General features: G+C 70.9%; 9 protein-coding genes. 2 read left to right on the forward strand and 7 right to left on the reverse strand.

The window, feature by feature from the left end; all coding sequences use genetic code 11:
* Window positions 1-51: 51 nt before the first annotated feature.
* From E0D90_RS04990 to E0D90_RS05020, 7 genes are read right to left on the reverse strand one after another with little or no spacing between them, the layout of a single operon-like run.
* The gene (locus E0D90_RS04990; RefSeq protein WP_227870001.1) at window positions 52-1,344 is read right to left on the reverse strand and encodes an ABC transporter substrate-binding protein; all 1,293 of its coding nucleotides are present in this window, start codon (window positions 1,342-1,344) and stop codon (window positions 52-54) included.
* A 24-nt stretch (window positions 1,345-1,368) separates the two neighbouring features.
* Window positions 1,369-2,214 (reverse strand): carbohydrate ABC transporter permease, encoded by an 846-nt coding sequence (locus E0D90_RS04995; RefSeq protein ID WP_130796742.1) that lies wholly within the window; start codon window positions 2,212-2,214, stop codon window positions 1,369-1,371.
* A 37-nt stretch (window positions 2,215-2,251) separates the two neighbouring features.
* Window positions 2,252-3,247 carry a carbohydrate ABC transporter permease gene (locus E0D90_RS05000; RefSeq protein ID WP_103503419.1) on the reverse strand — a complete coding sequence of 332 codons (996 nt, stop codon included), beginning with the start codon at window positions 3,245-3,247 and terminating at the stop codon, window positions 2,252-2,254.
* Window positions 3,244-4,416 (reverse strand): Gfo/Idh/MocA family protein, encoded by a 1,173-nt coding sequence (locus E0D90_RS05005; protein WP_130796738.1) that lies wholly within the window; start codon window positions 4,414-4,416, stop codon window positions 3,244-3,246. Before E0D90_RS05005 ends, E0D90_RS05000 begins: the two co-directional genes overlap by 4 nt.
* On the reverse strand, window positions 4,413-5,549 hold the full coding sequence (locus E0D90_RS05010) for a mandelate racemase/muconate lactonizing enzyme family protein (protein WP_227870002.1): 1,137 nt from the start codon (window positions 5,547-5,549) through the stop codon (window positions 4,413-4,415). The genes E0D90_RS05005 and E0D90_RS05010 overlap by 4 nt, the downstream gene beginning before the upstream one ends.
* On the reverse strand, window positions 5,546-6,451 hold the full coding sequence (locus E0D90_RS05015; RefSeq protein WP_130796739.1) for a 5-dehydro-4-deoxyglucarate dehydratase: 906 nt from the start codon (window positions 6,449-6,451) through the stop codon (window positions 5,546-5,548). The genes E0D90_RS05010 and E0D90_RS05015 overlap by 4 nt, the downstream gene beginning before the upstream one ends.
* 15 nt (window positions 6,452-6,466) lie before the next feature.
* Window positions 6,467-7,369: an NAD-dependent epimerase/dehydratase family protein gene (locus E0D90_RS05020; protein ID WP_130796740.1), complete on the reverse strand. Its 903-nt coding sequence runs from the start codon at window positions 7,367-7,369 to the stop codon at window positions 6,467-6,469.
* A gap of 116 nt (window positions 7,370-7,485) precedes the next feature.
* Here E0D90_RS05020 and E0D90_RS05025 point away from each other — a divergent pair, with 116 nt between their 5' ends.
* Entirely contained in the window at window positions 7,486-8,577 is a 1,092-nt protein-coding gene (locus E0D90_RS05025) for an aldose epimerase family protein (RefSeq protein ID WP_227870003.1), read from the forward strand.
* A complete protein-coding gene (locus tag E0D90_RS05030) occupies window positions 8,568-9,548 on the forward strand; it encodes a LacI family DNA-binding transcriptional regulator (RefSeq protein WP_130796741.1) in 981 nt (326 codons plus the stop codon). The genes E0D90_RS05025 and E0D90_RS05030 overlap by 10 nt, the downstream gene beginning before the upstream one ends.
* The last annotated feature ends 236 nt before the right edge of the window (window positions 9,549-9,784 follow it).

The raw sequence follows: 9,784 nt of genomic DNA on the forward strand, positions 1-9,784 counted from the left end.
CGGGGCGCCCGGCCGGGTGCGGCGCGAGCCGCGCCGCACCCGGCCGATCGGTCAGCTGAGGACGCTGTTGGCCTCGGTGATGAAGGCCGCCGCCGCCTCCTGCGGGGTCATGCGCTCGAAGTAGACCTCCTCGCTGTACCGCTTGAGCAGGTTGGGGATCTCACCGGCGCCGCCGGGCAGGGCGGTCGGCGGGACGTCAGTCTCGTCGCTGATGTCGTCGATGAACGCGAGCGACTTCACGTCGGCCTCGGGCAGGCCGTCGCGGATCGAGTCCAGCACGGAGCTGTTCATCGGGAGTCCGCGGTCGGAGCCCATGATGGCGCCGGCCTCGGGGTCGTTGACGAGGAAGTCGACCAGCTTGCCGGCCGCCTCCTGCTTCGCCGAGTTGCCGCTGACCGTCCAGAACATCGTGGGCTGCAGGAACATGCCGCCGGTCTGCGCGCCCGCGTCGGACGGCATCCGCAGCAGCTCGACCTCCTCGCCGGAACCGGCGGTCAGGGTGCCCAGCTGGTTGGTCCACCACATGCCCATGGCGCCGGTGTTGGTCGCCACCAGGGAGGTCTCGACGTTCTCGCCGATCTCCACGCTGCGCGGCCCGTCGGGGGTGGCGCCCTCGTCGATCTGCTCCAGCTGGTACGCGAACCAGTCGGTCACGGTCTCCTCGGAGACGGCCAGCTCGCCCTCGCCGTAGAAGGCCTCGCCGCGCTGTGCGGCGAAGATCTTGAGGAAGGCGTCGTTGTTGCTGATCTGGGTGCCGTAGAGGCCGCTGTCCGTGGTGTCGGTCAGCTCGGCGCTCAGCTCCATGTAGTCCTCCCAGGTCCAGGAGGTGTCGTCCGGCAGGTCGATGCCGGCGTCCTCGAAGACCTTGGTGTTGGCCATCACGGCGAAGGCGTTGGCACCCGTCGGGATGCCGTACTGCACGCCGTCGATGGCGCCGGACTCCAGCAGCTCCTGGTTGAGGTCGTCGGTGCCGACCAGACCGTCGAGGTCCGCCATGACGCCGCCGCGGGCCAGTTCGCCCAGGCGGCGGATCTCCACCGCGAAGACGTCCGGGGCGTCGTTGGAGGCGACCTGCGTGGTCAGCTGGTCGTAGTAGGCGTCGAAGGTCGAGTACTCGGGCTGGATCTTGATGCCCTCGTTCTGCTCCTCGAACTTCGCTATCGCCTCCTCGGTGATGCGCTGGCGCTCGTCGCTGCCCCACCACGCGACGCGGAGGGTGACGTCCCCGCCGTCGCTGCCGTCCCCACCGCTGTCCCCGCCGCCGCAGGCCGTCAGGGTCATGGCGCCGACGACCGCGAGGGCCGGCAGCACTCTTCGTGTGAGGCGCTTGGTGTGAGTGGTCACTGAACTCTCCTTTGAATTCTCTAACTACTTCAGACCCGAGGTGGCGATACCGCGGACCAGGTATTTCTGGCCGGCCAGGAAGAACCCGAAGATCGGGCCCAGCGCGATGACCGACATCGCGAACATCGGTCCCCAGGAGGAATCTCCGCTGGAGTCCAGGAACGTTCGCAGGGCGACCGGAACCGTGTGCATGTCCGGATTGGTGAGGAAGATCAGTTGGGACAGGAAGTCGTTCCAGGTCCAGATGAAGGTGAAGATCGCCGTGGTCGCCAGGGCCGGTGTCGACAGCGGGATGATGATCCGGCTGAAGATCCGCCAGTGGCCCGCTCCGTCGATCAGCGCCGCCTCGTCCAGGTCGCGTGGCAGCGTCCGGATGAACTGCACCATCAGGAAGATGAAGAACGCGTCCGTGGCGAGGAACTTCGGCACGATCAGCGGATAGAACGTGTTGATCCAGCCCAGTTCCGAGAAGAGGATGTACTGCGGCACGAGCACGACGTGCAGCGGCAGCATGATGGTGCCGAGCATGACGGCGAACCAGAACTTCTTGAACGGGAACTCCAGCCGCGCGAAGGCGTACGCGGCGAGCGAGCACGCCAGCAGGTTGCCGACGACCGCGCCCGCGGTGATCACGGCGGAGTTGAACAGGTAGTGGCTGAACGGGTGGCGCAGCGCGTTCCAGCCGTTCACGAAGTTGTCGAAGGTGATGCTGGTGGGGATGAGGCCCTGCTCCCGGAAGATGATCTCTTCCGGCTTCAGCGAGCTGGAGATCATCCACAGCAGCGGATAGAGCATCATCAGGCCGAAGAGGATCAGCACCAGGTGGGTGAGCAGCTTCTGGCCGCGCAGCTTCAGCAGCACGCGTGCCATCGCGGTGTCGTTGAGTCCGGTGCGCTTGGCGTCGCGGTTATTTGTCACTGTAGAACACCCAATACTTCGACATCATGAAGTTCACAGCGGTCAGAACCGCGATGATGAGCACGAGGACCCAGGCCATCGCTGAGGCGTAGCCCATCTGGAAGGAGTTGAAGCCCTTCTGGTACACGTACATCGTGTAGAAGAGCGTCGAGTCGGCCGGGCTGCCGTTGCCGCCACTGACCACGTACGCCTGGGTGAAGGACTGGAAGGCGCCGATGAGCTGCAGCACCAGGTTGAAGAAGATGATCGGCGTGAGCAGCGGCAGCGTGATGGACCAGAACTGCCGCATCTTCCCGGCGCCGTCGATGCTGGCCGCCTCGTAGTAGCTCGGCGGGATCTGCCGCAGGCCGGCGAGGAAGATGACCATCGGTGAGCCGAAGGTCCACACGTTCAGCACGACCAGGGTGCCCAGCGCGGTCGACGGGTCGCCCACCCAGCTGGTGCCCTCGTAGCCGAAGAAGCCGAGGAACTCGTTGAACAGGCCGTCCGCGCCGAACACCTTCCGCCACAGGATGGCGATCGCCACGCTGGAGCCCAGCAGCGACGGCAGGTAGTAGATGGAGCGGTAGATCGGCAGGCCCCGGACGCCCCGGTCCAGGATCAGCGCCAGCGCCAGCGCGAACGCCAGCTGCAGCGGCACCGAGACCACCACGTAGATCGTGGTGTTGGAGAGTGCCTTGAGGAACCGCGGGTCCTCGGTGAACATCGTGCGGTAGTTCTCGAAACCGACCCAGCCCCAGTCCTGGATGAGGTGGTAGTCGGTGAACGAGAGGTAGAGCGAGGCCAGCAGCGGGATCGACGTGATGGCGATCAGGCCGACGAACCACGGGGCGAGGAAGAGGTGGGCGATCAGCGCCTCCTTCCGGCGCCGTTTGCGGATCTGCAGGGTGTGCTCCCTGCCGACGCCGCCGGGAGGCCGGCCCGCGGCCGCGGGCTGGGGCTTCTCCGCGTCCGCCTGCGGCGGCCGTTCCTGGATGTCGGTCATGCGGCCCTCCCGGCCAGTGCGGCGAACCGCGGTAGTTCGGAGTAGAGGGCGAGCCCGTCGGCCGCCGCGGTCACGAGTTCGGTGATGCCGGGCACCACGCGTCTGCGGGCGCCGTCCGCGCCCGGCAGGTCGTCGGCGGGCAGCGGCCGCGGGTCGCCCCCGGTGCGCACCGACTCCAGCACCCGCATGAACCCCTCGGTGGAGGAGAGCGGGACCAGCAGGGGAGTCCCCGCGGCCGCGCCGTTCCGGGAGGCGGCGAGGTGGTCGATCAGGTTGCGCAGCAGCACGGTCCGGTCATCGGTGGTCTCCCGCGCCTCCTCTCCCGTCCGCTCCAGCCGGACCCGGTCCTCGGTGTACCAGTAGCTGATCCGTCCGGCGTCACCGTGGACGGTGATGACCGGGGGCTGCTGGACGGGCGCGGCCAGCGTGACGGCGACCACCAGCGGGGTGCCGTCGGCGAGACCGCCGCTGGTGCGCACCCGGACACAGGAGGTGTCGTCCGCCTCGATGTCGAAGGCCCGGTAGAGCTCGGTCTCCACCGTCTCGACGGTGCCCCCGTCCAGGGCGAGCACGGTCGCCACCGCGTGCGCGAACGGGTTGGTGAGCGCGCCGTCGACCACGTCGACGCCGTCCAGCCGGCGGCGTCCCGCCCACGGTGCGCGCTGGTAGTAGGCGGTGTCCCGGGACCAGGCGCCGTGGGCGCCGATGCCTCGGACCGTGCCGACGGCCCCCTCGCGGACCAGGTCCCGCACCCGCTGGGGTGCGGCCGAGCCCAGCGACTGGAAGCCGACCTGGCAGGCCCGTCCCAGTCGTTCGGAGGCGTCGCGCAGCGCGGTGAACTCCGCGAAGGAGGAGGCCGGCGGCTTCTCCATCTGCACGTGCGCGCCGGCCTCCAGGGCGGCCAGCCCCAGGGGTGCGTGGGTGTGGAGCGGGGTGGCGACGACGGCGACGTCCGCGCCGGTCTCGCGCACCAGCGCTCCGAGGTCGCTGCCGAAGACGGGCGAACCCAGCCCGTCGAGCAGGGAGTCGGGCACCGGCCGGAGGTCGCAGACTCCGGCCAGTACGGCGGCGCCCTCGGCGGCGAGTTCACGCAGGACGGGCAGGTAGTTCCGCCCGTACCCGTGCGCGCCCGCCAGGACGACGCGATGCGGCTCTGGGGTGTCGTTCATGGCGTGGTGGTCTCCCACGGTGTGTCAGTGAAGTCCATGCCGTGCCCGGGGGCTCCGGACAGGTGGGCGGTGCCGCCCTCGATCCGCATCGGGTAGGGCTCGCGCAGCAGCCCGAGGGCCGCGAACGAGGCGTCCTCGATGTCCTCGACCATCGCGGGCAGCGGCAGCGAGCACGCCAGCTGGGCGGAGAGGTCGGGCAGCAGGTGCGGGTGGAGCGGGACGCTGAAGGTCCGTGCCAGCTCCGCGATCCGCAGGAACGGGGTGATGCCGCCGACCCGGGTCACGTTGGGCTGCACCACGTCGCAGGCCCCGGCCACCAGCAGGTCGCGGAAGCCGTACACGGTGCGGACGTTCTCCCCGACGGCCACCGGCACCGAGGTGTCGCCACGCAGCCGCACATGCGCCTGCACGTCGTCGGCCGGCAGCGGTTCCTCGATCCAGTGGAGACCGAGGTGCTCCAGCGCCGTCAGGGCCCGCTTGGCGCGCGGCAGGTCCCAGCGCTGGTTGGCGTCCACCATCAGCACGGCGTCGGGGCCGATGATCTCCCGCACGGCGGTGACCCGTTCCACGTCCACCGCGATGTCCGGGCTGCCGACCTTGATCTTGACGGCCTTCAGGCCGCGGTCGGCCCAGCGGCGTGCCTGGGCGGTGAGCTCCTCCAGCGGGTAGTGGAGGTTGACGCCGCTGCCGTACACCGGCACCGACTCCCGCCGCCGCCCCAGCTCGTCGGCCAGGGTCAGCCCGGCGGCGCGGGAACGCAGATCCCAAAGCGCGATGTCGACGGCGGCCAGCGCCAGGGTGGTGATCCCGCCGGAGCCGGCCTCGTGCAGATGCCGCCAGGCCGCGTCCCACACCGTCCCGGGGTGGGCGGGCAGACCGGTGACGGCGTCCCGCACGTCCGTGTTCAGCAGCGCGAGTACGGACCGCGCCCCGATCTGCGGGGTCCAGCTGAACCCGGTGCCGACGCTGCCGTCCGAGAGCGTGACCTCGCAGACGATCACGTGGTTGGCCGGCACGGCCTCGCCCCAGGGGCGGGACAGCGCGGCCGTCCGCACACCGGCGCGCAGGCCGGTGACGACCGGCAGCTCACCGGCGGTGCCGGCCGGCGCGGGCGCGGCGGCGGGGGCGGTCACGACGCCTCCCGCACGATCGCCAGGCCCGTGTCGATGATCCGCGACAGCTCCGCGCGGTGCTCGGCGGTGACGGGCGAGAGCGGGGCGCGCACCGGGCCGACCCGGTGTCCGCGCAGCTCCAGCCCCTCCTTGACCAGGGCGACCGCGTAGCCGGGGACCCGCTCGCGCAGCCGGACCAGCGGCAAATAGAACTCGGCGAGCAGCTTCGAGGTGAGCGCCGGGTCGTTCTCCAGCGCCCGGCAGAACGCCGCGGCGACCTCCGGGACGAAGCAGAACGCCGCCGAGGAGTACAGCTCGACGCCGATGCCCCGGTAGGCGGGCTGGGTCAGCTCCGCGGTGGGCAGGCCGTTGAAGAAGGTGAAGTCCTCGCCCAGCGCCGCGCGGATGCCCAGGACGATCCGCTGCATCCGCTCGATGTCGCCGAGGCCGTCCTTCAGGCCGACCACCCCGGGGATGCGGGCCAGTTCGACCGCCTGGTCCTCCTGGAGGACCAGCGGCCCGCGCTGGTAGAGCACGACCGGCAGCCCGACCTCGGCGATCCGGCTCACGTACTCGGCGTACCCGTCCCGGGAGCCGGCCGACAGGTAGGGCGGCAGCAGCAGGATTCCGTCGGCGCCGGACTCCGCGGCGGCCCGGGTGTGCGCCAGCGCGGTGCCCAGCGGGCCGCCCGCGCCGGCGACGACCGGGACCCGCCCGGCCACCGTGCGCACGGTCTCCGCGACCACGGTCGCCTGCTCGCCCTCGCCGAGGGCGCTCAGCTCACCCGTCCCGCACGCGGCGAAGACCCCGCCCGGGCCGTGGCCCAGACCGTCCTCCACGTGGCGGGCCAGCGCGCCGGTGTCCACGGCTCCGCCGTCGTCGAACGGCGTGACCGGGAAGAACAGCACTCCTGAAAGCTTCATGTCGTGTGGCCTCGTCTAGCTGTGGATCGGGGTCGGTTCGGCCAGCTCGGTCCGCCAGCTGCGCTTGGGGCGCCAGCCGATCAGCCGGGCCGCCTTGGCGGTGGAGAAGACCGGGTCGGTCCCGGTGAGGGACTCGGCGAGGTGTGCCGCGCCGGGGTGGAAGCGGGGCAGCAGCCCGGCGACCGGTTCGCGGGAGAGCGCGTCCGGGGCGCCGGCGAAGAAGACCTCGCCGTTGGGGATCTCCGGCATGGCGCGGATCAGCTGCTCGACCATCTCCGCGCCGTCCCGGGCGTCCAGGTAGTTGAAGAGCGCCTGGCCCGACAGCGCCGGGTCGTCCAGCCGCTCCGACATGGTGTGACCGGTCTGGGTCGGTGCCCCGGCCCACTCCTCGGGGGCGATCACGAAGCAGGGCCGCACCGCCGCGAACCGGACCCGGTCCCCGGCGGCCAGCGCGAAGGAGCGCATGGTCTGTTCGGCGGCCGCCTTGGAGAGGCTGTAGGCGTTCCACGGCCGGACGGGGTGGTCCTCGTCGAGCGGCAGGTAGTCGGGGGTCCAGCCGCCGGGAGCGCCGTAGCCGATGACGGTGGGGCTGGAGGCGATGACCACCCGCTCCACGCCGCACTGCACCGCCGCCTCGCAGATGTTGAAGGCGGCCTGCGTGTTGACCCGGTAGGTCAGCCCGCCACTGTGGCTGAACGGCGCGGCGATGGCGGCCAGGTGCACCAGTGCCTGCGGGCGGTGGCGGGCGACGACCTGGAACGCCTCGCCGAGGTCGGCCACGTCGGCCGACTGGACGGCGGAGCAGGGTCCGTCGCCGGGGCGGAGATCCACCCCGACCACCTCGTGACCCGCGGAGGCCAGGCCGGCGACGACACTGCGGCCGAAACGCCCGGCACTGCCGGTGACGAGTACCTTCATCGGAACAACTTTCCCTTCGACGGCAAGCGGTTGCGGAACTCTCGCTCGGAAATCCAGCCGCGTCAAGACTTCGTGCAGCTATTGACTGCAACCGATTGCTGAATAGGGTGTGAGCCGTGACAGCAGACGGCGTTGGAGAAGGCTTCGGCGAGGACCGCGGCGGGACCGCGGTGCATCGCCACACGCTGCGTGCCCCCGGTATCCGGGTTCGCGTGCTCACCTACGGATGTGTGGTCCAGTCCCTGGAAGTCCCCGATGCCGCCGGTGAGTTCGGCGACGTGGTGATCGGGCTCGACACCATGGAGGACTACCTGACCCGCAGTCGGTACTTCGGCGCGGTCGTGGGACGGTACGGGAACCGCGTCGCGGGTGCGTCCTTCACGCTGGACGGACGTGAGTACGCGCTCCCCGCCAACAACGGTGAGGCCAGCCTGCACGGTGGCCCCGGCGGGTTCAGCAACCGCGTCTGGCAGGTCACCGACATCGCCGAGGACCGCATCACCCTCGCCCGGACCAGTGAGGACGGCGAGGAGGGCTACCCCGGGCAGTTGCGCGCGGAGGTCACCTACCGCGTCGCCTCCGGCCCCGACGGCGCCGACCTGCGGATCGACTACCTGGCGACCACCGACGCGCCGACGCACGTCAACCTCACCAACCACAGCTACTTCAACCTCGACGGTGGCCCCGACATCCACGACCACACGGTGACCCTGGACGCCGGCCGGTACCTGCCGGTCGACGAAGGGTTCATACCCACCGGGGAGTTGGCCCCCACGGCCGGGACCCCGTTCGACTTCACCACCGGCCACACCGTCGGCTCGCGCCTGAGCGACGGACATCCCCAGCTCAAGGCCGCCGGCGGCTACGACCACTGCATGGTCTTCGACTCCCCCGCGGGGACGCTGCGTTCGGTCGCCCGGGTGACCGGACCCCGCTCGGGCCGCGCGATGGAGGTGCTCACCACCGAGCCCGGCGTCCAGTTCTACGCGGGCGGCAAACTGGCCGACCACGTCTACGGCCCAGGCAGCGGACTGTGCCTGGAGACCCAGCACTTCCCCGACTCGCCGAACCGGCCCGAGTTCCCGTCGACCGTGTTGCGGCCCGGAACCGAGTACCGGTCGAGTACGGTCTACCGGTTCTCGGCGGCTGCCGGGAACGCGCCGGAACTCTCCGGCGGGGGACCCGAGGGGGAGAGGGCATGGCGGTAACCATCCGCGACGTCGCGAAAGCGGCGGGAGTCCATGTGTCCACGGTGTCGCGGACGTTCTCCGCGCCCAACCTGGTGAACGCCGCCACCCGCGAGCGGGTGCTCGCCGCCGCCCAGCGCCTGGACTACCGGCCCAACCGGGCCGCCAGCGCGCTGACCACCGGCCGCACCCACAACCTCGGGCTGATCGTCGCCGACATCGCCAACCCGTTCTTCCCGCCGCTGATCAAGGCGGCGCAGGCCTATGCCCGGGAACGCGAGTACCACGTCTTCGTCGCCGACACCGACGAGGACCCGCAGGCGGAGGAGGAGCTGATCCAGACCCTCGCCAAGCAGGTCGACGGCGTGGTCCTGGTCGCACCCCGACTGACCAACCTCGCGATCGAACGGCTGGGCATGGACCTGCCGTTCGTCGTCGTCAACCGCCGCGTCAAGGGCCTGTCCGCCGTGCTGATGGACATAGGACACGGCACCGAGGAGGCCGTCGAGCACCTCGCCGGCCTCGGCCACCGCCGCATGATGCTGATCGGCGGTCCCCGCGCCTCCTGGAGCAGCGAGCAGATGAGCCGCTCCGGGGTGGCCGCCGCCGCCCGGCTCGGCGTCGAGATGACCGTCACCGGCCCCAACTCGCCCACCGAGCAGGGCGGTGTCGAGGCGTCGGCAGCCGTTCTGGAAAGCGGCGCCACCGCCGTCATCGCCTACAACGACCTGGTGGCCATCGGCGTCATCGAGGGACTCAACGACCGCGGCGTGGACGTCCCCGGCGCCGTCTCCGTGGTCGGCGTCGACGACACCGTGACCGGCCGGCTCAACCGGCCGAAGCTGACGACCATCGTGATGCCCACCCCGGCCGCCGGACGCACCGCCGTCGACCTGCTGCTCCAGGCCGTCGCCGGCGGGCGTACCGCCGCCCAGGCCACCCTGGAGACAAGCCTGACCGTCCGGGACTCCACCGGACCCGCCCCCGACTGAAACCGGGATACCGGCCCGGCACCCGGGCGCCCGGCGCACCGGCGCGCTGCCGTCCCCACGGACGGCCGTGCCCGGAACGCCGGGGCCCACAAGACGAGGAGAGAGTCATGACCGAACCCGTGTGGAGCGTCGACGCCAGGACCGGCGAGCGCCTCGGACAGGCCGCCACCGAGGCGCTCGCCGGTCCTGGCGTCGACGCTCCACACGGGTTCGGTCATGACTCTCTCCTCGTCTTG

Origin of the sequence: Streptomyces otsuchiensis (assembly GCF_004305975.1) — a bacterium.
Lineage (GTDB): Bacteria > Actinomycetota > Actinomycetes > Streptomycetales > Streptomycetaceae > Streptomyces > Streptomyces otsuchiensis.